Annotated in this window: 27 protein-coding genes; 22 read left to right on the plus strand and 5 right to left on the minus strand. The window is 58.5% G+C overall.

The window, feature by feature from the left end; genetic code table 11:
* Positions 1-448 precede the first annotated feature (448 nt).
* The 11 genes from phnF to phnP are packed head-to-tail and all read left to right on the plus strand — an operon-like array spanning position 449 to position 8,491.
* On the plus strand, positions 449-1,174 hold the full coding sequence (gene phnF, locus F3J29_RS15510; RefSeq protein WP_166867367.1) for a phosphonate metabolism transcriptional regulator PhnF: 726 nt from the start codon (positions 449-451) through the stop codon (positions 1,172-1,174).
* Positions 1,175-1,636 carry a phosphonate C-P lyase system protein PhnG gene (phnG, locus tag F3J29_RS15515; RefSeq protein WP_166867369.1) on the plus strand — a complete coding sequence of 154 codons (462 nt, stop codon included), beginning with the start codon at positions 1,175-1,177 and terminating at the stop codon, positions 1,634-1,636.
* Positions 1,633-2,217, plus strand: a complete 585-nt coding sequence (phnH, locus tag F3J29_RS15520) for a phosphonate C-P lyase system protein PhnH (protein ID WP_166867370.1) — start codon at positions 1,633-1,635, stop codon at positions 2,215-2,217. Before phnG ends, phnH begins: the two co-directional genes overlap by 4 nt.
* Positions 2,217-3,281 (plus strand): carbon-phosphorus lyase complex subunit, encoded by a 1,065-nt coding sequence (locus F3J29_RS15525; RefSeq protein WP_166867371.1) that lies wholly within the window; start codon positions 2,217-2,219, stop codon positions 3,279-3,281. Before phnH ends, F3J29_RS15525 begins: the two co-directional genes overlap by 1 nt.
* Complete coding sequence (locus F3J29_RS15530; protein ID WP_166867373.1) at positions 3,274-4,119, plus strand: alpha-D-ribose 1-methylphosphonate 5-phosphate C-P-lyase PhnJ; 846 nt, start codon at positions 3,274-3,276, stop codon at positions 4,117-4,119. The genes F3J29_RS15525 and F3J29_RS15530 overlap by 8 nt, the downstream gene beginning before the upstream one ends.
* Positions 4,116-4,874, plus strand: coding sequence for a phosphonate C-P lyase system protein PhnK (phnK, locus tag F3J29_RS15535; protein ID WP_166867374.1), 759 nt, complete (start codon positions 4,116-4,118; stop codon positions 4,872-4,874). The genes F3J29_RS15530 and phnK overlap by 4 nt, the downstream gene beginning before the upstream one ends.
* Before the next feature lie 9 nt (positions 4,875-4,883).
* Positions 4,884-5,588 (plus strand): phosphonate C-P lyase system protein PhnL, encoded by a 705-nt coding sequence (phnL, locus tag F3J29_RS15540; RefSeq protein WP_166867376.1) that lies wholly within the window; start codon positions 4,884-4,886, stop codon positions 5,586-5,588.
* The gene (gene phnM / locus F3J29_RS15545) at positions 5,575-6,711 is read left to right on the plus strand and encodes an alpha-D-ribose 1-methylphosphonate 5-triphosphate diphosphatase (protein WP_008455728.1); all 1,137 of its coding nucleotides are present in this window, start codon (positions 5,575-5,577) and stop codon (positions 6,709-6,711) included. The genes phnL and phnM overlap by 14 nt, the downstream gene beginning before the upstream one ends.
* Positions 6,708-7,295 (plus strand): ribose 1,5-bisphosphokinase, encoded by a 588-nt coding sequence (gene phnN / locus F3J29_RS15550; protein WP_286175417.1) that lies wholly within the window; start codon positions 6,708-6,710, stop codon positions 7,293-7,295. The genes phnM and phnN overlap by 4 nt, the downstream gene beginning before the upstream one ends.
* Complete coding sequence (phnO, locus tag F3J29_RS15555) at positions 7,288-7,755, plus strand: aminoalkylphosphonate N-acetyltransferase (protein WP_166867379.1); 468 nt, start codon at positions 7,288-7,290, stop codon at positions 7,753-7,755. The genes phnN and phnO overlap by 8 nt, the downstream gene beginning before the upstream one ends.
* A complete protein-coding gene (gene phnP / locus F3J29_RS15560) occupies positions 7,733-8,491 on the plus strand; it encodes a phosphonate metabolism protein PhnP (protein WP_166867381.1) in 759 nt (252 codons plus the stop codon). Before phnO ends, phnP begins: the two co-directional genes overlap by 23 nt.
* Here the strand turns inward: phnP and yjdP are convergent.
* Both yjdP and rpiB read right to left on the minus strand, forming a co-directional pair.
* Positions 8,488-8,808, minus strand: coding sequence for a DDRRRQL repeat protein YjdP (gene yjdP, locus F3J29_RS15565; RefSeq protein ID WP_166867382.1), 321 nt, complete (start codon positions 8,806-8,808; stop codon positions 8,488-8,490). The genes phnP and yjdP overlap by 4 nt on opposite strands.
* A 68-nt stretch (positions 8,809-8,876) precedes the next feature.
* Entirely contained in the window at positions 8,877-9,326 is a 450-nt protein-coding gene (gene rpiB / locus F3J29_RS15570) for a bifunctional allose-6-phosphate isomerase/ribose-5-phosphate isomerase RpiB (RefSeq protein ID WP_166867384.1), read from the minus strand.
* 354 nt (positions 9,327-9,680) lie between these two features.
* Here rpiB and F3J29_RS15575 point away from each other — a divergent pair, with 354 nt between their 5' ends.
* The 6 genes from F3J29_RS15575 to alsK all read left to right on the plus strand — a co-directional run bounded on the left by F3J29_RS15575 (position 9,681) and on the right by alsK (position 16,060).
* The gene (locus F3J29_RS15575; RefSeq protein ID WP_166867385.1) at positions 9,681-10,571 is read left to right on the plus strand and encodes a MurR/RpiR family transcriptional regulator; all 891 of its coding nucleotides are present in this window, start codon (positions 9,681-9,683) and stop codon (positions 10,569-10,571) included.
* 55 nt (positions 10,572-10,626) lie between these two features.
* On the plus strand, positions 10,627-11,562 hold the full coding sequence (gene alsB / locus F3J29_RS15580; protein WP_166867387.1) for a D-allose transporter substrate-binding protein: 936 nt from the start codon (positions 10,627-10,629) through the stop codon (positions 11,560-11,562).
* 321 nt (positions 11,563-11,883) lie between these two features.
* The gene (alsA, locus tag F3J29_RS15585) at positions 11,884-13,416 is read left to right on the plus strand and encodes a D-allose ABC transporter ATP-binding protein AlsA (RefSeq protein WP_008455742.1); all 1,533 of its coding nucleotides are present in this window, start codon (positions 11,884-11,886) and stop codon (positions 13,414-13,416) included.
* Positions 13,395-14,375: a D-allose ABC transporter permease gene (gene alsC / locus F3J29_RS15590; protein WP_038476559.1), complete on the plus strand. Its 981-nt coding sequence runs from the start codon at positions 13,395-13,397 to the stop codon at positions 14,373-14,375. The genes alsA and alsC overlap by 22 nt, the downstream gene beginning before the upstream one ends.
* A 61-nt stretch (positions 14,376-14,436) precedes the next feature.
* On the plus strand, positions 14,437-15,132 hold the full coding sequence (alsE, locus tag F3J29_RS15595) for a D-allulose 6-phosphate 3-epimerase (RefSeq protein WP_008455746.1): 696 nt from the start codon (positions 14,437-14,439) through the stop codon (positions 15,130-15,132).
* Positions 15,116-16,060 (plus strand): allose kinase, encoded by a 945-nt coding sequence (gene alsK / locus F3J29_RS15600; RefSeq protein WP_166867389.1) that lies wholly within the window; start codon positions 15,116-15,118, stop codon positions 16,058-16,060. The genes alsE and alsK overlap by 17 nt, the downstream gene beginning before the upstream one ends.
* Here alsK and F3J29_RS15605 read toward each other — a convergent pair.
* Positions 15,993-18,575 (minus strand): ATP-binding protein, encoded by a 2,583-nt coding sequence (locus F3J29_RS15605; RefSeq protein ID WP_166867391.1) that lies wholly within the window; start codon positions 18,573-18,575, stop codon positions 15,993-15,995. The two genes, alsK and F3J29_RS15605, sit on opposite strands and share 68 nt — an antisense overlap.
* 399 nt (positions 18,576-18,974) lie before the next feature.
* Between F3J29_RS15605 and F3J29_RS15610 the strand changes: the two genes are divergently transcribed.
* From F3J29_RS15610 to F3J29_RS15625, 4 genes are all read left to right on the plus strand, one after another.
* Complete coding sequence (locus tag F3J29_RS15610; RefSeq protein WP_166867392.1) at positions 18,975-20,498, plus strand: sugar ABC transporter ATP-binding protein; 1,524 nt, start codon at positions 18,975-18,977, stop codon at positions 20,496-20,498.
* Positions 20,491-21,483 carry an ABC transporter permease subunit gene (locus F3J29_RS15615; protein WP_008455753.1) on the plus strand — a complete coding sequence of 331 codons (993 nt, stop codon included), beginning with the start codon at positions 20,491-20,493 and terminating at the stop codon, positions 21,481-21,483. The genes F3J29_RS15610 and F3J29_RS15615 overlap by 8 nt, the downstream gene beginning before the upstream one ends.
* Positions 21,484-21,518: 35 nt before the next feature.
* Positions 21,519-22,463, plus strand: coding sequence for an ABC transporter substrate-binding protein (locus F3J29_RS15620; protein WP_085541306.1), 945 nt, complete (start codon positions 21,519-21,521; stop codon positions 22,461-22,463).
* Between the two features lie 175 nt (positions 22,464-22,638).
* Positions 22,639-23,322 (plus strand): D-lyxose/D-mannose isomerase, encoded by a 684-nt coding sequence (locus tag F3J29_RS15625; RefSeq protein ID WP_166867394.1) that lies wholly within the window; start codon positions 22,639-22,641, stop codon positions 23,320-23,322.
* On the opposite strand, the gene F3J29_RS15630 is transcribed toward F3J29_RS15625, so the two are convergent.
* On the minus strand, positions 23,319-24,428 hold the full coding sequence (locus F3J29_RS15630; RefSeq protein WP_166867549.1) for an FAD-dependent oxidoreductase: 1,110 nt from the start codon (positions 24,426-24,428) through the stop codon (positions 23,319-23,321). The two genes, F3J29_RS15625 and F3J29_RS15630, sit on opposite strands and share 4 nt — an antisense overlap.
* Before the next feature lie 99 nt (positions 24,429-24,527).
* Here F3J29_RS15630 and F3J29_RS15635 point away from each other — a divergent pair, with 99 nt between their 5' ends.
* The gene (locus F3J29_RS15635) at positions 24,528-25,340 is read left to right on the plus strand and encodes an AraC family transcriptional regulator (RefSeq protein ID WP_166867395.1); all 813 of its coding nucleotides are present in this window, start codon (positions 24,528-24,530) and stop codon (positions 25,338-25,340) included.
* Positions 25,341-25,343: 3 nt separating this feature from the next.
* Here F3J29_RS15635 and F3J29_RS15640 read toward each other — a convergent pair whose 3' ends face one another.
* On the minus strand, positions 25,344-26,078 hold the full coding sequence (locus F3J29_RS15640) for a response regulator (protein WP_166867397.1): 735 nt from the start codon (positions 26,076-26,078) through the stop codon (positions 25,344-25,346).
* Between the last annotated feature and the right edge of the window lie 229 nt (positions 26,079-26,307).

Genomic DNA, 26,307 nt, shown 5'->3' on the forward strand with positions numbered 1-26,307 from the left:
ACATGCCAGCGCGCAATCGGTATAACCGATAAATTAATTATTCCGAGTCAAAGCATATTATTTCAGGAATAAGACAATATATTTAAAGAGAACCATCATCAGGATATAGAATATATTCAAAAATCAATTACAGGCGCGCGTAAACCTTGTTTGCTGACGATCGCTTTGACTTAACCTTTCCCCGCCATCTAACGGTTTTTTTCGCTTTGACAAGGCAACGCCCTGATTCCACGAAAAACAGGGCAGCCAGCCAACCGCAAACTTCAACTCTTCATCGTACAGAAACCAATCATTAACAAAACCGTCACTTTCCCCCGGCACCATGAGGCAACTTTTGAAGGAGGCCCGTGATGCAAACGACTCTTCACCTCATCAAGCAAACCCCATGCACAGCCCAGCAGCCGCGCGTGCGCATTCGCTTTATCTGATTTGAGAGGCTTTGACTGCTATGCACTTGTCCAGACATCCGACCAGTTACCCAACTCGCTATCAGGAGATAGCCGCCCGGCTCGAGCAGGAGCTGCGCAACAACTACCGCTGCGGCGACTATCTGCCCGCCGAAACCCAGCTGGCCGCCTACTACGAGGTCAACCGCCACACGCTGCGCCGCGCCATTGACGAGCTGGTCAATAAAGGCTGGGTACAGCGCCGCCAGGGCGTGGGCGTGCTGGTGCTGATGCGCCCGTTTGACTACCCGCTGAATGCCCAGGCGCGCTTTAGCCAGAACCTACTGGATCAGGGCAGCCATCCTACCAGCGAACGCCTGCTGGCGGTGATTCGCCCGGCCTCTCAGGACGTGGCAGATGCGCTGGGGCTGGCCGAGGGTGACAACGTTATTCACCTGCGCACCCTGCGCCGGGTGAACGGCATTGCGGTGTGCATCATCGACCATTACTTCGCCGAGCAGGCCTGGTGGCCGGCGCTGCAAACCTTCAGTAACGGATCGCTGCACGATTTCCTCCAGGCCGAGTTAGGCATTGCCCTGACCCGCGCCCAAACCCGCATCAGCGCTCGTCGTTCCCAGGCCAAAGAGAGCCGCCTGCTGGAAATCCCCAACATGGCGCCGCTGCTCTGTGTTCGCACTCTTAACCACCGTGAAGGCGAGGCTAATCCGACGGAGTACTCCGTCAGCCTGACCCGCGCCGACATGATTGAATTCACCATGGAGCACTAAATGGATACCAGCCATTTCAACCCCGAACAGCGCCGCGAGTGGATGGCGGTGCTGTCACACAGCCAGCCGCAGGAGCTTCTCGACCGCTGGAACAGCCTGAACATCAACGCGGATTACACGCTCATTCGCGCGCCGGAAATTGGCCTGGTTCAGGTGCAGGCCCGCATGGGCGGCACCGGCCAACGCTTTTTCACCGGCGACGCCACGCTGACCCGCTCGGTGGTCAAGCTGGCGAGCGGCACCTACGGCTACAGCTACCTGCTTGGCCGCGACAAACAGCACGCTGAATACTGCGCGGTGATCGACGCCCTGATGCAGGAAGCAACGCATTTTCACACGCTACAAGAAACCCTAATTGCACCGCTGGCGGCCAACCGTGAACAACGCCTTGCCGCTCGCCGTGCGGAAGTTAACAGCAGCCGCGTGGACTTCTTCACGCTGGTACGCGGAGACAACGCATGACTTTGATGACCGCTTTTACCCTTCCGGTGCAGGATGCCCAGCAGAGTTTTCGTCGCCTGCTCAAAGCGATGAGCGAGCCGGGCGTCATTGTCGCGCTCACCTCGCTCCAGCAGGGCTGGCTGCCGCTGAACGTGGCGACCACCAGCGTGCTGCTGACGCTGGCTGATAATGACACGCCGGTGTGGATCGACGGCACGCTGGGCAACGATATTGCCGCGCAGAACATTCGTTTTCACACCAATGCGCCGCTGTGCGAACAGCCTGAGCACGCGCAGTTCGCCGTCGCCAGCGACGCTATCTCTTCCGAACAGTTGAACCTGCTGGCTCAGGGCTGCGACATCGCCCCCGATACCAGCGCGACGCTGATTCTGCAGGTGTCCAGCCTGAGCGGCGGACGCATGCTTCGCCTGACCGGCGCGGGCATTAACGAAGAGCGCATGATCGCCCCACAGCTGCCGGAGTGCGTCCTGCATGAACTGACCGAGCGCCCGCACCCGTTCCCGCTGGGCATTGACCTGATTTTGACCTGTGGCGATCGCCTGCTGGCTATCCCACGAACCACTCACGTGGAGGTGTGCTGATGTACGTTGCCGTCAAAGGGGGCGAGAAGGCAATCTCCGCCGCCCATGCCCTGCAGGAGCGCAACAGACGCGGCGATGAAACGCTGAAAGAGCTTAGCGTCGCGCAGATCGAGCAGCAGCTTGGCCTGGCCGTTGACCGCGTGATGACGGAAGGCGGCATCGCCGACCGTGAACTCGCCGCGCTGGCCATCAAGCAGGCCAGCGGCGATATGATTGAGGCGATTTTCCTGCTGCGTGCTTACCGCACCACGCTGCCTCGTCTTGCCGTGAGCGAGCCGCTGAACACCGCGGAGATGCGCCTCGAGCGCCGCATCTCCGCCGTTTATAAAGACGTCCCTGGCGGGCAGCTGCTGGGCCCAACCTACGACTACACGCACCGCCTGCTCGACTTCACGCTGCTGGCTAACGGCGAAGTCCCTGACGCTGAACCAGCCGACGAGCAAAGCGCGCCCGCCCCGCATGTGTTCAGCATGCTGGCGAAACAGGGCCTGGCCAAAGTCGAAGAAGACGACGGCGCACAGCCGGACGACATCACCCGCAACCCGCCGGTTTACCCGTGCTCGCGCTCTTCTCGCTTACAGCAACTGGTGCGCGGCGACGAAGGCTACCTGCTGGCGCTCGCCTATTCCACCCAGCGCGGTTACGGGCGTAACCACCCGTTTGCCGCCGAGATCCGCAGCGGCTACGTGGACATCGAAATTGTGCCGGAAGAGCTGGGTTTTGCTGTGAACATCGGCGAATTGCTGATGACCGAATGCGAAATGGTGAACGGTTTTGTGGCCCCGGCAGACGAACCGCCGCACTTCACGCGCGGCTATGGTCTGGCGTTTGGCATGAGCGAGCGAAAAACCATGGCGATGGCGCTGGTTGACCGTGCGCTTCAGGCCCCGGATTACGACGAAAACATCGCCGGTCCGGCGCAGGACGAAGAGTTCGTGTTATCCCACGCGGATAACGTGGAAGCGGCAGGCTTTGTGTCCCACCTCAAGCTGCCTCATTACGTAGATTTCCAGGCCGAACTGGAGCTGCTTAACCGCCTGATAAAGGAGCGAGCCAATGGCTAACCTGAGCGGCTATAACTTTGCCTATCTGGACGAGCAAACCAAACGCATGATCCGCCGCGCAATGCTGAAAGCGGTGGCGATCCCTGGTTACCAGGTGCCGTTTGGCGGCCGCGAAATGCCAATGCCTTACGGCTGGGGCACCGGCGGCATTCAGTTGACCGCCAGCCTGATCGGCGAGTCTGACGTGCTGAAAGTGATTGACCAGGGCGCTGACGACACCACCAACGCCGTGTCGATTCGCAACTTCTTCAAGCGGGTGACCGGCGTGAACACCACCGAACGCACCGAAGACGCGACGCTGGTGCAGACCCGCCACCGCATCCCGGAAATGCCGCTGGTGGAAGATCAGATCCTGATTTATCAGGTGCCGATCCCTGAACCACTGCGCTTTATCGAACCGCGCGAAACGGAAACCCGCACCATGCACGCGCTGGAAGAGTACGGCGTGATGCAGGTGAAACTGTACGAAGATATCGCCCGCTTCGGCCATATTTCCACCACCTACGCCTACCCGGTGAAGGTGAACGACCGCTACGTGATGGACCCGTCGCCGATCCCGAAATTCGATAACCCTAAAATGCACATGTCCCCTGCGCTGCAGCTGTTCGGCGCCGGACGCGAAAAACGCATTTACGCCGTGCCGCCGTTTACCCGCGTAGAGAGTCTCGACTTCGACGATCATCCCTTCCAGGTTCAGGAATGGGAAGAGCCGTGCGCAATTTGTGGGTCACGCCACAGCTACCTTGATGAAGTGGTGCTCGACGACGCGGGCAACCGCATGTTCGTCTGCTCCGATACCGACTACTGCCGCCAGAACAGTGAGGCCTCTCAGTCATGACCAGCCCGTTACTTTCGGTGAATAACCTCACCCACCTCTATGCGCCCGACAAAGGCTTTATGGACGTGTCGTTTGACCTCTGGCCCGGAGAAGTGCTGGGCATTGTGGGCGAGTCCGGCTCCGGCAAAACGACGCTGCTGAAAGCCATTTCCGCCCGCCTTGCGCCGCAGGAAGGGGAAGTGATTTATCTCGACCGCTCGCTGTACGACATGTCGGAAGGCGAACGTCGCCGCCTGCTGCGCACCGAATGGGGCGTGGTTCACCAGCATCCGATGGACGGCCTGCGCCGCCACGTTTCTGCCGGGGGCAACATCGGCGAGCGCCTGATGGCCACCGGGGCGCGCCACTACGGTGACATTCGCGCCACCGCCCAGCGCTGGCTGGAAGAAGTTGAGATCCCGGCAGCCCGCATCGACGACCTGCCGACCACGTTTTCCGGCGGGATGCAGCAGCGCCTGCAAATCGCCCGCAACCTGGTCACCCATCCGAAGCTGGTGTTTATGGATGAGCCGACCGGCGGGCTGGATGTGTCCGTGCAGGCGCGCCTGCTCGATCTGCTGCGCGGCCTGGTGGTAGAGCTGAATCTGGCCGTGGTGATAGTCACCCACGATCTGGGCGTGGCTCGCCTGCTGGCCGATCGCCTGCTGGTGATGAAACAGGGCAAAGTGGTGGAAAGTGGGCTGACCGACCGCGTGCTGGACGACCCGCATCACCCGTATACCCAGCTTTTGGTGTCTTCCGTCCTTCAGAATTAGGTACTCGCTATGACCAGAATACGGGTTGAAAACCTGAGCAAAACCTTTGTCCTGCACCATCAGCACGGCATTCGCCTGCCGGTGCTGGCCAACGCCTCGCTGGAAGTCAAAAGCGGTGAATGCGTGGTGCTGCACGGCCACTCCGGCAGCGGGAAATCCACCCTGCTGCGCTCGCTCTACGCCAACTATTTGCCGGATGAAGGACACATCTGGGTTAAGCACAACGACGAATGGATCGACATCGTGCAGGCCCCGGCGCGCGAAGTGCTGGCGGTACGCCGCCAGACCATCGGCTGGGTGAGCCAGTTCCTGCGCGTTATTCCGCGTATTTCCGCGCTTGAAGTCGTCATGCAGCCGCTGCTGGATTTAGGCGTACCGCGTGAAGAGTGCGAGAAAAAAGCCGCCAGCCTGCTGACCCGGCTCAACGTGCCGGAGCGCCTGTGGCACCTGGCGCCGTCGACCTTCTCCGGCGGCGAGCAGCAGCGCGTGAACATCGCCCGCGGCTTTATTGTTGATTACCCCATTTTACTGCTGGATGAGCCTACCGCCTCGCTGGACGCCAAAAACAGCGCCGCCGTGGTGGCTTTGATTCAGGAAGCAAAAGCGCGTGGAGCGGCCATTGTCGGCATCTTCCACGATGAAGCTGTACGTGAACAGGTGGCCGACCGCCTGCATACGATGTCCGCGATGGAGCCCCAACATGATTATCAATAATGTTCGCCTGGTGCTGGAAGAAGAAGTGGTCAGTGGCTCACTGGAAGTGGCCGACGGTGTTATTCGCAACTTTGCCGAGACCCAAAGCCAGCTGCCTGGCGCACACGACGGCGGCGGCGGCTGGCTGCTGCCGGGGCTGATTGAGCTGCACACCGACAACCTGGATAAATTCTTTACCCCACGGCCAAAGGTTGACTGGCCGGCGCACTCCGCCATGAGCAGCCACGACGCGCTGATGGTAGCGAGCGGCATCACCACCGTGCTGGACGCCGTTGCCATCGGCGACGTGCGCGACGGCGGCGACCGCCTGGAAAATCTCGAAAAAATGATCAACGCCGTGGAGGATACGCAAAAGCGTGGCCTTAACCGCGCCGAACATCGCCTGCATCTGCGCTGCGAGCTGCCGCACCACACCACGCTGCCGCTGTTCGACAAGCTGGTTGACCGAGAACTGGTCTCCCTCGTGTCGCTGATGGATCACTCGCCGGGCCAGCGTCAGTACGCGGAGCTGTCCAAATACCGCGACTACTATCAGGGCAAATACCATCTCACCAACGAGCAGATGGATCGCTTTGAAGAAGAACAGCTGACGCTGGCGGCCCGCTGGTCACAGCCAAACCGCCAGGCCATTGCCGCCCGCTGCCGCGACCGCAATATCGCCCTCGCCAGCCATGACGATGCGACGACCGCCCACGTTGTGGAGTCCCATGAAATCGGCAGCGTGATCGCCGAATTCCCGACCACGGAAGAAGCCGCCGAAGCCTCTCGTCGCCACGGCATGAGCGTGCTGATGGGCGCGCCAAACATCGTGCGCGGCGGCTCTCACTCCGGCAACGTGGCGGCCAGCCATCTTGCTCAGGCCGGGCTGCTGGATATCCTTTCCTCGGATTACTACCCGGCAAGCCTGCTGGATGCGGCCTTCCGCGTGGCGCACGACGACAGCAACAGCTTCACGCTGGCGCAGGCGATTCACCTGGTGACACGCAACCCTGCGCGGGCGCTGAACCTGGCCGACCGGGGAACGCTGGCGGAAGGGAAACGAGCGGATTTGGTGCTGGCGCACATGCACGGCGACCATATCCATGTCGATCACGTCTGGCGCCAGGGAATTCGGGTGTTCTGATGAGTAAACTAATCTGGCTGATGGGCCCGTCCGGCTCCGGCAAAGACAGCCTGCTGAGCGCCCTGCGCCAGCAGGAGCACGCCAGGCTGCTGGTGGCGCACCGGTATATTACCCGCGCCGCCGATGCAGGCTGCGAGAACCACATTGCGCTGAGCGCAAAAGAGTTTGAGCAGCGCCAGCAGCTAGGGCTGTTTGCCCTGAGCTGGCAGGCGCACGAGCACTCCTACGGCGTCGGTGTGGAAATGGATATATGGCTCGAAGCCGGATTTGACGTGGTGGTGAACGGCTCGCGCCAGCACCTGAAACAGGCGCGGGAACGCTATGGCGATGGGCTGGTGCCCATCTGCCTGCAGGTTTCCCCGGACGTACTGCGCCAGCGGCTGGAACAGCGCGGGCGGGAAAACGCAGAGCAAATCGAGCAGCGGCTGCAGCGGGCCGCGCTTTACTCGCCAGAGGGAGGCGATTGCCTGATACTCAACAACGACGGGAGTCTGCTACAGTCTGCTGCATTATTTATGCAGCTGTTAGCCCAGCACCGCTCGAACGTTATCCCGCTTCACCGCAAGGAGCCCCGCCATGTCTGATGTTGTTAAGTTAAAGGCCGCCGCTATCGAAGACAGCGACACCGTCTACCGCATGATCTGCGAGCTAAAGCAGGCCCAGGCCGATCGCCCCGGCTTTAACGCCTGCTTTGCCGAGAACCTGCGCGACCCGAATATCTTTTATCATTTAGCGTGGCTGGGGAACAAAGCGGTCGGGATGATAAGCCTGCACCTGCAATACCACCTGCATCACGGCCGCCGCATCGGTGAAATACAGGAGCTGGTGGTGCTGGAAGAAGCGCGCGGCCACGGCGTCGGTAAACAGCTGCTCGCCTGGGCTGAAGAAAAAGCACGCAAAGCCGATGCGGAGCTGACGGAGCTTTCGACCAGCACCAGCCGCAAAGATGCCCATCGTTTTTACGAGCGTGAAGGCTACCGCGCCACCCATATCCGCTTTACCAAACCGGTGGAGACACCTGATGACGCTCACGCTAACGCTTAGCGGTACCGGCGGGGCGCAGCTTGTCCCGGCCTGGGGCTGCCGCTGCACCGCCTGTTCACGAGCCCGAACCAATCCGGCCCACCGCCGCCGCCCGTGCAGCGCGGTACTCAAGTATAACGATGCGATTACGCTGATAGACGCGGGGCTGCCTGACCTGATGGACAGCTGGCAGCCGGGGGATTTTCAACAGTTTTTGCTCACCCATTACCATATGGATCATGTCCAGGGGCTGTTCCCGCTGCGCTGGGGCGTAGGCGAAAAAATCCCGGTTTACGGTCCGCCGGATGAACAGGGCTGCGACGATCTGTTTAAGCACCCCGGCCTGCTGGACTTTAGCTATACCGTCGAGCCGTTTGTCGCCTTTACTTTGCAGGCGCTGCGCGTCACGCCGCTGCCGCTCCTGCACTCAAAGCTGACGTTTGGCTATCTGTTTGAAACAGCCTACAGCCGACTGGCCTGGCTGAGCGATACGGCGGGGCTGCCGGACAAAACCCTGAAGTTTCTGGCCGCCAACCGCCCGGAAGTGGTGGTGATAGATTGCAGCCGCGAACCCCGGTCTGACACCCCCAAAAATCACTGTGACTTAACCACGGTTATCGCGCTGAATGAGCAGATTGGCAGCCCCCGCGTCGTGCTGACCCACATCAGCCACCAGTTTGATGAATGGCTGATGCACCACGCGCTGCCTGCAGGGTTTGAGGCAGGTTTTGACGGCATGGAGATCGTGCTGGACTAGCGATCGTCGTCGTCCTGCAAACGGCTCTCTTCGTCATCCAGCTGCTGGCGCTCGCGGTCAAGCTGGTTCTGGCGTTCATCAAGGCTGCGGCGCCGATCCTCCAGTTGCCGAAAGCGGACTTCATCCTGACGGCTGAGCCGGCGCTGATTCGCCGGATCATCATTGTCATCGTGATAAACGCGGTCGCCGCCCGGCTTGTAAGCATCGCTAAATGCCTGCTGGATATTGCCAATCGCGTCATCAATCACGTCGGCCTGCGCGAACGGCGAGGCCAGGTAAAGCGTGCCGAGCAGCAGCGCGGCGGCATAAGATTTCATCGGTCAGTCTCCGGGATGGACTGGCCTCAGCGTAGTCAGCCGGCCTCACGCACAGTAGCGGAGGAATCTCAAATTCTCGGCGACTCCAGCGCGCCGATGGCTTCGATCCGAGCCTGATGTCGCCCGCCTTCAAACTGCCCGTTTAACCACGCATCGACGATCATTTTGGCCAAATCCAGCCCCACCACCCGAGAGCCGAAGGCCAGCACGTTGGTGTTGTTGTGCTGGCGGGAAAGCAGCGCGGAATAAGGTTCACTGCAGACCACTGCCCGGATACCGGGAAACTTATTGGCGGTGATCGAGATCCCCACGCCGGTGCCGCAAATTAAAATGCCGCCTTCGGCTTCGCCGTTCACCACGGCTTCCGCGACCGCGCTGGCGTAGAGCGGATAATCGGTGCGCTCACCGGACCAGGTGCCCTTGTCCAGCACCTCAATCCCTCTTTCCTGAAGATGCGCCACAATCTCCGTCTTCAGCAGAAAGCCTACGTGGTCACAGCCAAATGCAATTTTTTTCATTTTATCCTCACCGTTGCCGTTACTTTACGAACCCGACAATTTTCGTGATTTAAGACCGGTTCACTGCCCAATTAATCGGCAAAATTGCCGGGTTCGTGGCCATTTCTACACCGATTATCTTCACAACACAATGCATGAACTTGTCATCCATGTGTCATAAAACGACTTCCATTAACGCTGAGAATTAAATTAATTCATTATATTTCATACAAATAAGTAAAATTAAGCGTTTACCTTACTTCACAAAAAGTAAAACTTTATGAATTAATTATTTTTGTGAAGTATGCAGCATATTTTCTGCACATGCTGTGGTGTTATAGTGGCGTCTTCACTCTACGGACACGAGAGAACAGGATGAGTCAGTCAGATATTGATTCACAGCCGCCGTTCGGCATCGGCCTTGCCCCCTGGCTGCGCATGAAGCAGGAGGGGATGACGGACAACGAAAGCCGCATCGTCGACTGGTTGTTGAAGCCCGGCAATCTGAGCGATGCCCCGGCCATTAAAGACGTTGCCGAATCCCTTGCGGTGTCGGAAGCGATGATCGTTAAAGTCTCGAAGCTGCTGGGGTTCAGCGGCTTCCGTAACCTGCGCAGCGCGCTGGTCACCTACTTTTCCGAGTCAGAGCAGGTATTGCCCACCGAGCTTGCCTTCGACGAAGCGCCGCAGGATGTGGTCAATAAGGTGTTTAACATTACCCTGCGCACCATCATGGAAGGGCAGTCGATCGTCAACGTGGACGAAATCCACCGCGCGGCGCGCTACTTCGCGAAGGCAAAACAGCGGGATTTGTACGGCGTTGGCGGCTCAAACGCCATTTGTAACGACATCCAGCACAAGTTTTTGCGCATCGGCGTGCGCTGCCAGGCTTACCAGGATGCCCACATCATGATGATGTCGGCCTCGCTGCTAAAAGAAGGCGATGTGGTACTGGTGGTGTCCCATTCGGGGCGCACCGGTGATTTAAAAGCAGCGGTTGAGCTGGCGAAAAAGAACGGCGCAAAAATAATTTGTATTACTCATAGCTATCATTCACCGATTGCCCGGCTGGCTGACTTTATTATTTGTTCACCGGCGCCCGAGACACCTTTATTGGGCCGAAACGCCTCGGCACGTATATTACAATTAACGTTACTCGATGCATTTTTTGTTTCAGTCGCACAGCAAAATATTGAACAGGCAACATTAAACATGCAAAAAACCGGCGCAATTGTGGATTTCTTTTCCCCAGGCGCGTTGAAATAAAAAAGAGATCCCGCCTCAGCGGGATCTGACTGTACCCTACACTGAGAATATTATTATGAATAAATATCTGAAAATATTCAGCGGCGCTGCTATGGGCCTGATGTTATCCACCAGCGCTTTTGCGGCTGCCGATTATGCGGTGGTATTAAAAACATTATCCAATCCTTATTGGGTGGATATGAAAAAAGGTATTGAAGATGAAGCCAAAACCCTGGGCGTTAGCGTAGATATTTTTGCTTCACCTTCGGAGGGGGATTTCCAGTCGCAATTACAGCTTTTTGAAGATTTAACCAATAAGAAATACAAAGGCATCGCTTTTGCGCCGCTCTCTTCGGTAAACCTCGTGGTGCCGGTCGCGAATGCCTGGAAAAAAGGCATTTACCTGGTCAACCTCGATGAAAAAATCGATATGGATAACCTGAAAAAAGCCGGCGGCAACGTCGAAGCCTTTGTCACTACCGATAACGTGGCGGTCGGCGCGAAGGGTGCAGGCTTCATCATTGATAAGCTCGGTGCCGCAGGCGGCGACGTGGCCATCATCGAAGGCAAAGCCGGGAACGCCTCCGGCGAAGCCCGCCGCGTGGGTGCCAGCGATGCGTTTAAGAAAGCCAGCCAGATCAAACTGGTTGCCAGCCAGCCCGCCGACTGGGATCGCATCAAGGCGCTCGATGTAGCCACCAACGTGCTGCAGCGTAACCCTAACCTGAAAGCCTTCTACTGCGCGAACGACACCATGGCAATGGGCGCCGCTCAGGCGGTGGCCAACGCCGGGAAGACCGGGAAAATACTGGTTGTCGGCACCGACGGCATCCCGGAGGCCCGTAAGATGGTAGCTGACGGACAGATGACCGCCACCGTGGCACAGAATCCGGCAGATATCGGCGCAACGGGCCTGAAGCTGCTGGTCGATGCGGCGAAAACCGGCAAGGTGATTGCGCTGGACAAGTCCCCGCAGTTTAGCCTGGTGGATTCGGTGCTGGTGACGAAATAATTAAGGTTTGAGTGGCTTTATCCCCTCACCCCAGCCCTCTCCCCAAAGGGGAGAGGGAGAAAGAAGGCGTGCCCCTCTCCCTCAGTGAGAAGGAAAAAAAGGGGTGGCTCTCTCCCGCAGGGAGTAAGTGAAAAAACGGAGCCTTCGCCCACGGGCAAAGGTGCAAAAAGAGTACTAAAAGAAAAGCAGTGGCAGCAGTTATGCCCTCTCCCTTCCGGGGCGAGAGAGAAAACCAACACCCGCTCGGTACCGTCCCCTCTCCCCCGTGGGGAGAGGGTTAGGGTGAGGGGAAACCTTCGCTAAAAATGATTGAGGCTCGTCATGGTCACGCCATATATTGCAATGGCGGGGATCGGCAAATCCTTTGGTCCGGTTCACGCATTAAAATCGGTTGATTTAACAATATTTCCCGGCGAAATTCATGCGCTGCTCGGGGAAAACGGTGCAGGTAAATCAACCCTGATGAAAGTCCTGTCGGGTATTCACGAACCGACCAAAGGCACCATTACGATTAATGACGTTAATTATGAAAAACTTGATCATAAATTAGCGGCACAGCTCGGCATTGGGATTATTTATCAAGAACTCAGCGTTATTGATGAATTAACAGTTTTAGAAAATCTTTATATTGGCCGTCATACCACTAAAAAAGTCTTCGGGATTAATATTGTTGACTGGAAAGAGATGCGTATTCGCGCCGCGATGATGCTTTTACGTGTCGGCTTAAAAGTGGATCTCGATGAAAAGGTGGGTAATTTATCCATCAGTCACAAGCAAATGTTAGAAATTGCCAAAACATTAATGCTGGACGCCAAAGTCATTATTATGGATGAACCCACCTCTTCGTTAACCAATAAAGAAGTGGATTATCTTTTTCTCATCATGAACCAGCTGCGGAAAGAAGGCACGGCGATGGTGTACATCTCCCATAAGCTCGCCGAAATCCGCCGCATCTGCGACCGCTACACGGTAATGAAAGACGGCAGCAGCGTCTGCAGCGGCCTGGTCAGCGACGTCTCCAACGATGACATTGTGCGCCTGATGGTTGGCCGCGAGCTGCAAAACCGCTTTAGCGCGATGAAAGAGAGCGCCGGGAACGTGGAGCCTGACGTGGTGTTTGAAGTGAAGAACGTCAGCAGCCGCGACCGCAAAAAAGTGAAAGATATTTCGTTCAGCGTGAACCGGGGCGAGATCCTGGGCTTCTCCGGCCTCGTCGGCTCCGGGCGTACCGAGCTGATGGACTGCCTGTTCGGCGTGGACAAACGTTCCTCCGGGGAAATTCTGCTTAACGGTAAAAATATCTCCCCCAGCTCGCCGATGGATGCGCTGAAAAAAGGCATGGGCTACATCACCGAAAGCCGCCGCGATAACGGCTTTTTCGCCAACTTCTCCATCGCGCAGAACATGGCCGTCAGCCAGAGTCTCAAGCGCGGCGGTTATAAAGGCGCGATGGGCCTGTTTAACGAAGCCGAGGAGCGCCAGACTGCCGAAGCCCAGCGCCAGCTGCTGGCGCTGAAGTGCCACAGCGTTGACCAGAACATCACCGAGCTTTCGGGCGGCAATCAGCAGAAGGTGCTGATTTCTAAATGGCTGTGCTGCAACCCGGAAGTGATCATTTTCGATGAGCCTACCCGCGGCATCGACGTCGGCGCGAAGGCCGAAATTTACAAAGTGATGCGCCAGCTGGCGGATGACGGAAAAGTCATCCTGATGGTGTCGTCTGAGCTTCCCGAAATTATCGCCGTCTGCGACCGCATTGCCGTGTTCTGCGAAGGGCGACTGACGCAAATCCTGACCAATCGCGACGATATCAGCGAAGAGGAGATTATGGCATGGGCATTACCACAAGAATGAAACGCGAAGAAAGCGAAAAAAAACCGTTCAATTTCGCCCAGTTTTGGGACAAATACGGCACCTTCTTCATCCTCGCGATTATCGTCGCCATCTTCGGCACGCTCTCCGCTGAGTACTTCCTGACGGCCAGCAACATCAGCGCCATCTTTGTGCAAAGCTCGGTGACGGTGCTTATCGGCATGGGGGAGTTCTTCGCCATTCTGGTGGCGGGGATCGACCTGTCGGTGGGTGCGATTCTGGCACTTTCCGGCATGGTCACCGCCAAACTGATGCTGGCGGGCGTCGATCCGTTCCTTGCGGCGCTGATTGGCGGCGTGATTGTCGGCGGGCTGCTGGGGGCGATTAACGGCTGCCTGGTGAACTGGACGGGGCTGCATCCGTTCATCATCACCCTCGGTACCAACGCCATTTTCCGCGGCATCACGCTGGTTATCTCTGATGCCAACTCGGTGTACGGCTTCTCATTCGACTTCGTGAACTTCTTCGCTGCCACGCCACTCGGCATTCCGGTGCCGGTGATCTTCTCGCTGATTGTCGCCGGGATACTGTGGTTCCTGACCACCCGCACGCGGCTGGGCCGCAATATTTACGCCCTCGGCGGTAATAAAAACTCGGCGTTCTACTCCGGCATCGACGTCAAGTTCCACATGCTGGTGGTGTTCATCATTTCCGGTATCTGCGCCGGGCTGGCGGGCGTGGTCTCAACCGCCCGCCTGGGTGCCGCAGAGCCGCTGGCAGGCATGGGGTTTGAAACCTACGCCATCGCCAGCGCCATTATCGGTGGCACCAGTTTCTTCGGCGGCAAGGGCCGGATTTTCTCGGTGGTGATTGGCGGCCTGATCATCGGCACCATCAACAACGGGCTCAATATTCTCCAGGTACAAACCTATTACCAGTTGGTGGTAATGGGCGGGCTGATCATCGCCGCGGTGGCCCTGGATCGGTTAATCAGTAAATAAGAACGGCAGATGCGTTGGCTGCACCCGCTGTCAGAAATCCATAGAATTACAGGAGCTTGTAATGAAAATTTCCCCCTCGTTGATGTGCATGGATCTGGCAAAATTCCAGGAACAGATTGCGTTTATCGACCTGCACGCGGACTACTTCCATATCGACATCATGGACGGTCACTTTGTGCCGAACCTGACGCTGTCCCCGTTCTTCGTCGGCCAGGTCAGGAAGCTTGCCAGCAAGCCGCTGGATTGCCATTTGATGGTCACCCGCCCGCAGGATTACATCGTCCCGCTGGCGGAGGCCGGGGCGGACATTATCACCCTGCACCCGGAAACCATTAACGGCCAGGCCTTTCGCCTCATCGAAGAAATTCGCCGCCACGGCATGAAAGTTGGCCTGATTTTGAACCCGGAAACGCCGGTCGAGGCAATGAAGTACTACATTCATAAGGCGGACAAGGTGACGGTAATGACCGTTGACCCGGGGTTTGCCGGCCAGCCGTTTATCCCGGAAATGCTGGACAAAGTGGCCGAGCTGAAAGCCTGGCGCGAGCGCGAAGGGCTGAGCTACGAGATTGAAATTGACGGTTCCTGCAACGCGGCAACCTATGAACGACTCATGGCCGCCGGGGCAGATGTGTTTATCGTCGGCACTTCCGGGCTGTTTAACCACGCCCGGGACATCGACGAGGCCTGGCAGGTGATGAGCGAGCAGATCCTGGCGGCCAAAGACGAGGTTATGCCCCATGCCAAAACCGCTTAACGTGGTGGCCGGAGTGGATATGGGCGCCACCCATATCCGCCTGTGTTTACAGGACGAATCCGGCACGGTGCTGCACTGTGAAAAACAGCGCACGGCAGACATTATCGCAGGGGGCGTGGTCTGCGGGATCGCCCATCTGTTAAACGACCGGTTAGAACGCCTTAACGCCCGCTGCCGCGGCATGGTGATGGGGTTCCCGGCGCTGGTAGGCAAAGACAAGCGCACGATAATTTCCACGCCGAATTTGCCGCTTTCCGCGCTGGAACTGAACGAGCTGGCAGGTAAGCTGGAGGATGCTCTCGGCTGCCCGGTCGAGTTTTCCCGGGATGTAAACCTGCAGCTCTCTTTCGACGTCGCGCAAAACGGCCTGCAGCATCAACAGGTGCTTGGCGCTTACCTTGGCACCGGTATGGGCTTTGCCGTCTGGCTGAACGGCGCCCCCTGGATCGGTGCCCACGGCGTTGCCGGGGAACTGGGCCATATTCCTCAGGGCGATATGCACCTGACCTGCGGCTGCGGTAATGCAGGCTGCCTGGAGACGGTGTGCTCGGGGATTGCCCTGAAACGCTGGTACGACGCCAGCCCGAAAACGTATGAAATTGGCGAGCTGTTTACCTTTGCCGCGCGGGAGCCGTTTGTCGCCGCCCTCCTCGACCACGCGGCGCGCGCCATCGCTACCAGCATCAACCTTTTCGACCCGGATGCAGTGATCCTCGGCGGCGGCGTGATGGACATGGTCGATTTTCCGCGTGAGGCGCTGGTGGCACAGACAAAACGCTATCTGCGCCGCCCGTTGCCGCATGATGCCGTGCGCTTTATCGACGCATCTTCCTCGGCCTTCAATGGCGCTCAGGGTGCGGCTACGCTTGCCCGCGCCTGTTTCCTGCCCGCGCTTTACGTAGCGCCTCAGCAAGCTGCGCTCGGGTAAAGGGCTTACGCAGCAGCTCCACATCGGGCAGGTGCTGTTCGCTGCGGCGAAGGTCCTGCCCGCTGATCAGCAGCAAATCCAGGTGAGGATGATGGCGGCGAGCCTGCTGCAGCACATCCGCGCCGCTTAGCTCGCCGGGCAGCATCAGGTCGCTGATCGCGAGGCCGATGTCCGGTACCTCAGCCATTAACTCCAGCGCCTGCTGGCTGTCGCTGGCTTCCAGCGTCAGGTAACCCAGCTCGTGCAGCTGTTCGCACAGCGTCTGACGCACGTCCGGCTCGTCTTCGAGCACCAGCACCAGCTGGTCGGCGATATCAGCCTGTTCACCGGCCAGCGGCAAGGCTTCCGGCTGCACCTCCGCAGAAGCACGAGGCAGCTGCAGTCGGACCCGAGTCCCTTTGCCGGGCTCGCTTTCAATCTGCACGCGTCCGCCGGACTGGCGCACAAAGCCATACACCATCGACAGCCCCAGCCCGCTGCCGCTCCCGGTCTGTTTGGTGGTAAAGAACGGCTCAAACACCTGCGCTTTTACGTCGTCCGTCATGCCGTGGCCAGTGTCGGCCACTTCAATCACCACCATATCCTGTTTGCGCCCTTCGCCACGCACCACGCGCTGGTTCCAGGTACGGATCTTAATTTCCCCGCTGCGGCCTTCCATCGCGTCCCTGGCGTTCATCACCAGGTTGATGATCGCGTTCTCCAGCTGGTTGACGTCTATCCACGCGGGCCAGGCGGGCTGCTGGGCTTCTACGGTAAGCGTGAGGTGGGCGGGCAAAGAGTGGCGCATCAGCGGGTCGAGGTTTTCCAGCAGGCTTTTCATCGCCACCGCCCGAGGATGCAGCGATTGCTTACGGGAAAAGGCAAGCAGCCGCTGGGTAAGCTGCGCCCCGCGCTCGGCGGCCTTAAGCGCGCGCTGAATGCGCACGGCGTCCGGTGAGTCTGTCGCGGTCAGCTCCAGGCTGCCGATGATCACCGCCAGCAGGTTATTAAAGTCGTGCGCCAGGCCACCGGTGAGCTGCCCCACCGCCTTCATTTTCTGGCTGTGCACCAGCGCCTCTTCCAGCGCCTTGCGCTCGCTGCGCTCCAGCACCACGTTCACCATGCCCCGCCCCGGCACCGGACTAAAGCGCAGTTCGATGGTGCGTCCGTCCGCCAGCCTCAGTTCCTGCGGCTTCGGCAGAGGCCGGGAGAGATTCCCCAGCATATGCTCCTGCAGCGGCGTGACCTGCTTGAGCAGCCCAAGATAGTGCTGGCCACGCTGCAAGCGCTGCGGATCCAGCCCCAGCAGCAGCGGGTACTGTTGGTTCCAGACCACCAGGAAACCGTCGCTGTCGAACAGCGCAAAGCCATCACGCATGGCGTGGAAGGTGGTTTCCAGCAGGGTGCTTTTCTCCTTCAGCAGGCGGGAGGTGTGCTCCAGCGACGCCGTATTGCGGGCAAAGACGTTAAACGCCCTGGCCAGTTCACCCAGCTCATCGCGCCGCTGCTGGGCGGGCACGCTGACCTCTTTTTCACCCTTCGCCAGCCGCGTCATCGCCTGGGAAATGGCCGTTAAGTTAGAGCCCAGGTTGCGGTAGATATACAGCCCGGCAAAGCCGGTGATCACCAGCGCCAGCAGGGCGAACAGGCCGATAAAGGCGATAATGGACTGTAAATCCCGGTGGCTTTGCTGGCTGCGCTGTCGGGATTCTTCCCCGACTTTTTGCACGTACAGGTTGATGTCCTGATTCAGAAAAGCCACCAGCGCTTTGATATGATACATGTGCCAGGCGATGCCCAGGTCACTCTCCTCAAGCTGGGCGGAGAGCGGTGGCAGCTGCTGCAGGCCGCTTCTGAACTGCTGCAAAATACTGTCCGCCAGCGGCGACGGCGCTCGTTCGGGCAAAAGCCGCATCACTTCGCTCAGCTGGCGTACCGCTGGCCTCGGCGAGGAAGACTGAATCGCCACCAGCATCAGGCGATCCATTTCTTTGAGCAGCGCGGCATCCGGCACGTTCAGCCCTTCGCGCGCGTTGACCTCCTGTAAGTGCTCAAGATAGCTCTGGTTCTGGTACAGGGCGCTTAGCAGCAGGTTGCGCTGCAAGTGGCGGCGGTGCCCCATCACCAGCATGTTGGTAACGCTGCTTTCCAGCTCGTTGCTGCGGTCAATTATCCGGCTGACCAGCTGCGGTTCACGCCGGGCCAGCGGCGCGGTGGCCAGATGAGAAAGCGAGTTTTGCAGCGAAAGCTGGGTCTGTTTCAGGCTTGCCGCTTCGCTCTGGTATTCCAGCGCGCCGACGACCTGAGAAAGCCTGACCGCCGCCGTCGCCACGTTGGAGGTGTCACGCGCCAGCTCCATGCTGCCGGACATGTCGAGCAGCGTTTGCCCCTGCACCTGTTCCTGGAGGCGGCTGGCGTGTTGAAAGCCGAGCACCGCCACGCCGCAGACCATCAGCGTGACCGCCACTACCAGCAGGTTGAAAAACAGCAGGCGGCCACGGGCGCTGGCGAAGAAGGACGGACGAGGCTGGGTCATAGGGGCTCCGTGGTTGTTTTTTTCCCCTCACCCTGACCCTCTCCCCAGAGGGGAGAGGGAAAAAAGGGGGTAACCTCTCCCTAAGTGGCACAGGGAAAAAGGGGATAGCCTCTCCCCGAATGGCATTGGGAAAAAGAGGGCAATCTCTCCTCAATATGGGCGGGGACAAAGAATAGCGCGCCGCCTTTCCCCCTCTCCCTTTCAGGGAGAGGGCCGGGGTGAGGGTCACACATTCACTCCAGTTAAGCATTGCACGGATTTTGATAAATATTTCCACACCGGGAATGTGATCCAGGTTAACTATTCAACTCTATGACAAATATGAACGGCGGCTGACATTTTGCATTTACCGGCGCGTGGTTGACTGGCCTTATAAATAACCATCACAGGCGCCGCACCATGAGCAGAGTCCCCATTCTGGAAATGCGCAATATTGCCAAGTCTTTTGGCAAATTTTATGCGCTAAAAGGCGTTGATTTAACGGTCTTTCCCAGTGAAATTCATGCGTTAATGGGCGAGAACGGCGCGGGCAAAAGTACCCTGATGAAGATCCTCGCCGGGGCTTACATCGCCACCAGCGGCGAAGTGCTGATTGACGGTGAACCCTACGCCATCAAAGGCCCTAAAGATGCCCTCAATGCGGGCATCACGCTGATTTATCAGGAAATGCAGCTCGCGCCAAACCTTACCGTCGCAGAGAATATTTTCCTCGGCAGCGAACTGGCGCGCGGCGGCCTCGTGCAACGTAAAGAGATGGCGCAGCAGGCGCAGGCGGTGATTGACCGCCTCGGGGCGCAGTTTAAAGCCACCGACCTCGTGATGAAGCTCACCATTGCCGAGCAGCAGCAGGTTGAGATTGCCCGCGCGCTCCAGCGCAACAGCCGCATTCTGGTGATGGATGAACCCACCGCCGCCCTCTCCTCTCGCGAAACGCATCGCCTGTTTGAGCTGATTTTCCGCCTGCGCGATGAAGGCATGGCGATTATCTACATCAGCCACCGCATGGCGGAGATTTATGAGCTTTCTGACCGGGTCAGCGTCCTGCGCGACGGCCAGTATGTCGGCAGCCTGACGCGCGAAAACCTGAACGCCAGCGAGCTGGTGAAAATGATGGTGGGCCGGCCCCTTAGCGACCTGTTTAACAAAGAGCGCGATATCCCGCTGGGCAGCCCTCGCCTGAACGTTCATCACCTGACGGACAGCGGCAAAGTGCAGCCGGTGAGCCTGCACGTGCGTTCCGGGGAAATAGTCGGCCTGGCGGGGCTGGTTGGCGCGGGACGTTCGGAACTGGCGCAGCTGATCTTCGGCGTGCGCAAACCTACGGGCGGATCGATTGAGATCGACGGCGAGCCGGTGACGCTTCACTCACCACGCGAGGCGATTCAGCACGGCATTGGCTTCCTGACCGAAAACCGCAAAGAGCAGGGGCTGTTCCTTGAGCTGGCCGCGCAGGACAACATCACCATGGCCACGCTGGAGCGTGACGCCCACTTCGGCATGCTCGACCGCAAAAAAGCCCAGACCATTTCCGACGACGCCATCAGCCTGCTGAATATTCGCGTCCCACACGCGCAGGTTCGCGCCGGGGGTCTGTCCGGCGGCAACCAGCAAAAACTGCTGATTTCCCGCTGGGTTGCCATTGGCCCGCGCATCCTGATCCTCGACGAGCCTACGCGCGGCGTGGACGTAGGGGCTAAAAGCGAGATTTACCGCATCATGAACCAGCTGGCCCGCCAGGGCGTGGCCATTTTAATGATTTCCAGCGAGCTGCCCGAAGTAGTGGGCATGAGCGACCGGGTGTATGTCATGCGCGAAGGCAGCATTGCCGGCGAGCTGCTGCGCCACGACATTACGCAAGAAAATATTATGACCCTGGCTACCGGCGTGACCGAGGCCCATAAGAAAGAGGTTTCCCATGACTAACTCAGGCACGCAACCGGTGGCGAAATCCGCCTCACTCAAAAAAGCCCTGTTCGGCGATTTGATGCAAACCGTCGGCATTTTGCCGATTCTGGTGCTGATCATCGCCGTCTTTGGCTTTGTGGCACCTAACTTCTTTACCGAGTCTAATCTGCTCAACATCGCCCGGCAGTCATCCATTAACATCGTGCTGGCGGCGGGGATGACCTTCATCATTCTGACCGGCGGCATCGACCTGTCCGTCGGCTCCATCCTCGGCACCACCGCAGTCACGGCGATGGTCGTGTCGCTGATGCCCGGCTGGGAAGGCCTGTCGATTCCGGCGGCGCTGCTGATGGGCACCGGGCTGGGGTTGTTTAACGGCATGCTGGTCGCCTGGGCGGGGCTACCGCCGTTTATTGTCACGCTTGGGACCTATACCGCGCTGCGCGGCGCGGCGTATCTGCTGGCCGACGGCACAACGGTGATTAACTCCAACATCAATTTCGAGTGGATTGGTAACGCCTATCTCGGCCCGGTGCCGTGGCTGGTGGTTATCGCCCTGCTGGTGATTGCGGTGTGCTGGTTCATTTTGCGCCGCACCACGTTGGGCGTTCATATCTACGCGGTGGGTGGCAACATGCAGGCGGCACGCCTGACCGGTATCAAAGTGTGGATGGTGCTGCTGTTTGTGTACGGCATGAGCGGGCTGCTTTCCGGCCTGGGCGGCATCATGAGTGCGTCGCGTCTTTACAGCGCCAACGGTAACCTCGGCGTGGGCTATGAGCTGGACGCTATCGCCGCCGTTATCCTCGGCGGAACCAGTTTCGTGGGCGGGATTGGCACCATCACCGGCACGCTGGTGGGGGCGCTGATTATCGCCACGCTCAACAACGGCATGACGCTGATGGGCGTCTCCTATTTCTGGCAATTGGTGATCAAAGGGGCGGTGATCATCATAGCGGTGCTGATCGACAAATACCGTACCCGTCACAATCAAAGTGCATAACAACAAAACCCTACCCTACGAGTGAGGAAAACAGCATGCGTTTGAAACCTATAGTTACTGCGTTACTGGCTGGTGCAATGATCGCAGGCGCGCCGTTTGCCCAGGCGAAAGAGTTAAAGTCGATCGGCGTGACGGTGGGCGACCTCGCCAACCCGTTCTTCGTGCAGATCACCAAAGGTGCCGAGCTGGAAGCCCGTAAGCTCGCCGGCGACAACGTGAAGGTGACGCTGGTCTCCAGCGGCTACGATCTTGGCCAGCAGGTGGCGCAGATCGACAACTTCATCGCCGCGAAGGTGGATATGATCATCCTTAACGCCGCGGATTCCAAAGGGATCGGCCCGGCGGTAAAACGCGCGAAAGACGCCGGGATCGTCGTTGTGGCGGTGGACGTTGCGGCGGACGGGGCCGATGCCACGATCACCTCCGATAACACCCAGGCCGGGCAAATGGCTTGTAAGTACATTTCGGATCGCCTGAAAGACAAAGGCAACGTGGTGATCATCAACGGGCCGCCAGTTTCCGCCGTGCAGAACCGCGTTGAGGGCTGCGAAACCGAATTCAAAAAACACCCGGACATTAAGATCCTTTCGTCTAACCAGAATGCTAAGGGCAGCCGCGAAGGTGGCCTGGAAGTGATGACCTCGCTGCTGGCGGCGAATCCGAAGATCGACGGCGTGTTTGCGATCAACGATCCGACGGCGATCGGGGCCGATCTGGCGGCCAAACAGGCTCAACGTAGCGAGTTCTTTATTGTCGGTGTGGACGGCAGCCCGGACGGCGAAGAAGCCCTGAAGCGCGGCGGCAGCTCGCTGTTTGTGGCGACCCCGGCCCAGGATCCGCAGGTGATGGCGGCGAAAGCGGTCGAGATCGGCTATGACATTTTGCAGGGCAAACCCGCGCCGAAAGGCCCGGTGCTGATCCCGGTGACAATGATCGATAAGAGCAATATCGGCAGCTACAAAGGGTGGACGGTGAAATAATTTGCCCCTCACCCCGGCCCTCTCCCCAAAGGGGAGAGGGAGAAAATCGTTAGTCCTCTCTCCCTTCCGGGGTTAGGGCGAGGGTTTATCCTCTCCGGTTGAATCAGAACACCGCCAGTCCCCTCTCCCTCCAGGGAGAGGGTTAGGGTGAGGGTCCACATCAAAGGAAGGCCAGATGAAACGCTCCGAGGTCAATCAGTACCTGAATGAAACCCGGCAGTTTTTTGCCCGCCACGGGGTACAACTGCCCCCATTCGCCAGCTTCTCGCCGCAAAAATGGATGCAGGTTAACCCCCGCAGCTGGCAGGAAGTCTTTGATCTGAAGCTAGGGTGGGACATCACCGACTTCGGCAGCAGCGACTTCCTGACCATGGGTCTGACGCTATTTACTCTACGCAATGGTTCCCCGGAAGGCGCGCCCTACGCCAAATCCTACGCCGAGAAAGTCATGCACGTGCGTGATAACCAGATGACGCCGATGCATTTTCACTGGAGCAAGCAGGAAGACATCATCAACCGCGGTGGCGGTAACTTGATTGTCGAACTGTGGCAGTCAGATCCCTTTGAACAACCTGACGAAACGGACATTACGGTGGTGATTGACGGCTGCCGCCAGACGCACGCGGCGGGCAGCCAGCTGCGCTTATCGCCCGGAGAAAGCATCAGCCTGGTGCCCGAGATGTACCACAGCTTTTGGGGTGAACCGGGCTATGGCGACGTACTGGTCGGCGAAGTATCGATGGTCAACGATGACGACCACGACAATCGCTTTTTAAAACCACTTGAGCGCTTCAGCACCCTCACTGAAGATGCCGCCCCGACGCTGCTTTTATGCCATGAATACCGGCAGTTTATTTAGCCGGAAAGCTTCGCGGCCGCCGCCGCAGAATCTGCCACGGCCGCTTTGCCTCTGGCAAGCATCAGGCGTTCATAATCAACTATACCGGACAGACCTTTGCCGTGAAGCATGGCAGCCAGATCGGCGGCATCTCTCAGCGCAGTATTCGCGCCAATTCCGCCTGCGGGGCTCATGGCGTGGACGGCATCGCCCAGCAGCGTAACGTTTCCGGGCTGCCAGGCGATGTCCGGATTGCCGTAGCGAACCGACAAGGTCGCAATATGTTCTGGCCAAGTCCGTTGTATAAGCTTTTGCAGCATCGGAGGAAGAGACAAGCTATCTAAGGGAACAGCTAACCGCGAGCCAGGGCCTATCAGCGCCCAGTAAAGATAATCTTCGGTCTGCGTGAGACTGCCGTTAAAACCCGCCTTTGCCGCGAGCGCCGTAAAATCCTGCCGAAAGCGCATTTCATCAATAATGGCGCTGAACCCGTCGCAAAACACTACGCTGGTGCCTTCATATTCGGCCTTTTCTGCCGTTAAAGCGCTTTTACCATACAGGCAGAGATAAACGGAATCCGCCGGTCCGGCATCAGGGGCAAGCTGTGCCCTGACCCGGGAATTTACGCCGTCCGCGCCAACCAGAAGCTTGCAGCTTGCGTCAGCCATATGAGCAAACCGTAGCCCTACCCGGCCTTCACTTGCCTGATGGTAACCTTCAAAGGTGTGGCCGCAGCGCAGAGTCCCTTCGAGGCCGCACAGCAGGATTTCCCGCAGCGTCTGGCGATGAATGCTTAAATCTGGCGCGAGATCGGCGTTTTGCCCGGCCTGATGCCAGCCTTCAGGCTGACGGCCATTGGCCTCATGCCCGGCGCGATCCAGAAAATACCCTTCCGTGCTGGCTACCGAGGCCGTTTGCCGGAAAAGCTGATAAAGCGCAGGAGGCAACACCCTGGCAAGTGCCTGCTGCCCTTGGGCGTCGATTCTAATCCGGTAGCCCTGGATACGGCTGTCGGGCGCCGGATCCGCCTCGTAAATGGTGGCGCTAATTCCGTGATTTTTCAGACCCTGAGCAAGCGCCAGCCCGCCCAGCCCCGCACCAATAATTGCAACGTCTGAAGTACTCATGAGGCTTCCCCTGTGGTTTGTTCTGGTTCCACAAAAGAGTTGCACGGCTCACCGGCGCAAGGATAACGTTATACGGACGAAAAATAGTGAAAACCGGCCATGATAAAAAATCCTCCTCAGCCACCAGCCCCCGATTACAGCGAATGGCTTAGCGGCCCGCCGCTGATTGCTCTTGAAGGCAGCGTCGCCCCTGAAAGTGAATATCTGCTCGGCACGCGGGAGGTGGCCTGGCACCAGCACCTGCGCGGCCAGGTTTTTTACGTGGAGTCTGGTTTACTGCACGTTCACACCGCTGAAGGAGCCTGGTTTTTGCCGCCCCATCGCGCCAGCTGGCTGCCGCCTGGCGTCACCCACAGGGTCAGCATCAGCGGAGCCGTGAAAGGCTGGACGCTGCTGATTGCGCCTGAAAGCTGCCCGGGGTTGCCGGAAAAGCCCTGCGTGATTGCCGTTTCGGAGGTGCTTCACGCGCTCGCCCGTCGCGCCTGCGAATGGGATAAGCAGGCAAAACCCGAGCCGGAACATCAGCGTATGGCCGCCGTTATTTACGATGAGATTTGCCGGGCCCCGCACGAAGCGCTGCACTTGCCGATGCCGACGGACAACCGGCTGAAAAAAGTGGCTTCTGCACTACTCGCCAACCCCGGCGATGAGCGGACATTTGAAGCGTGGGCGACATTCGGGGCGCTTTCACCCCGCACTCTGCGTCGCCTTTTTGTGGCGGAAACGGGCCTGAATTTTGCCCAGTGGCGCAGGCAGGTTCGGCTGACCCACGGGCTGGATAAACTGGCACAGGGGATGTCGGTGGCGGAGGTTTCAGACTGGCTGGGCTATGCGTCGCCGGGCAATTTTATTCATATGTTCAAAAATGCCTTTGGCACTTCACCCGCCCGCTATTTTTCAGCAGGGAAATAACCGCTAAACCACATTGTTTTCGCCGTGGGTGATGTCGGCGGCAAAAACGTAGCCCACGCCGCGGATGGTGCGAATTAGCGTGGGCTGGTGCGGGTTAACTTCAATTTTACGCCGCAGGCGCATGATTAATACGTCGATGGTGCGGTCGAACACTTCGAGGCTTTCGCTGTGGGTGAGCTCAAGCAGCTTCTCCCTGGACAACACTTTCCTCGCGTTCTGTACCAGGGAAAGCAGCAGACCATATTCTCCCTGAGTGAGATCAACCTGCTGTTGCTGAGCATTCATCAACTGGCAGCGGTCGGTGTCCAGCCGCCAGCCGTTAAACTGCAGCCCGCTGGTTTTGGTCGGGCTACTTTCTACGGCTAGCGCCCCGCTGCGCCTCAGCACCGCTTTGACTCGCGCCACCACTACGCGGCCATTAAACGGTTTGGCGATGTAGTCATCGGCGCCCATTTCCAGGCCCACCACCACGTCGGACTCGCTGCCCATGCCGGTCAGCATCACCACCGGCAGGGAGGGACGCAGTTTCTGCACCTGCTGGAGCACCAGCAGGCCGTTGGTATCCGGCAGCATCATGTCCAGCAAAATAAGCGCAACGGAAGGCTCTGCCGCCACAATATGCAGCGCTTCATTGCCGCTATGGCATACCAGCACATCAAAAACGTGTTCACTGAGCACATCGCGCAGCACGTCGCAAATGGCCTTGTCGTCGTCCACCACCAGGATTGCAGGTTTCATTATTTTCTCCGGAGGGGAGGAGGTTCTTTTAGTGTGAGCGATTGTTGATTGCGCGCCGCAGAAAGAACACAAATCCGTGCAGAATTTTCTATCACTGTCACAAATGGCCGTCAGTTCGACACGTCATTTATGACGAAATCCCCCGGCCTTTCGTCAGCCCGCTCGCCAGATACCCGCCAGCCCCGCACCAATACCCACTCACTCTATATGGCATAGATAATGCATTGAG

Source organism: Enterobacter sp. Cy-643, from assembly GCF_011752815.1.
In the GTDB taxonomy this organism is placed as follows: Bacteria; Pseudomonadota; Gammaproteobacteria; order Enterobacterales; family Enterobacteriaceae; genus Cedecea.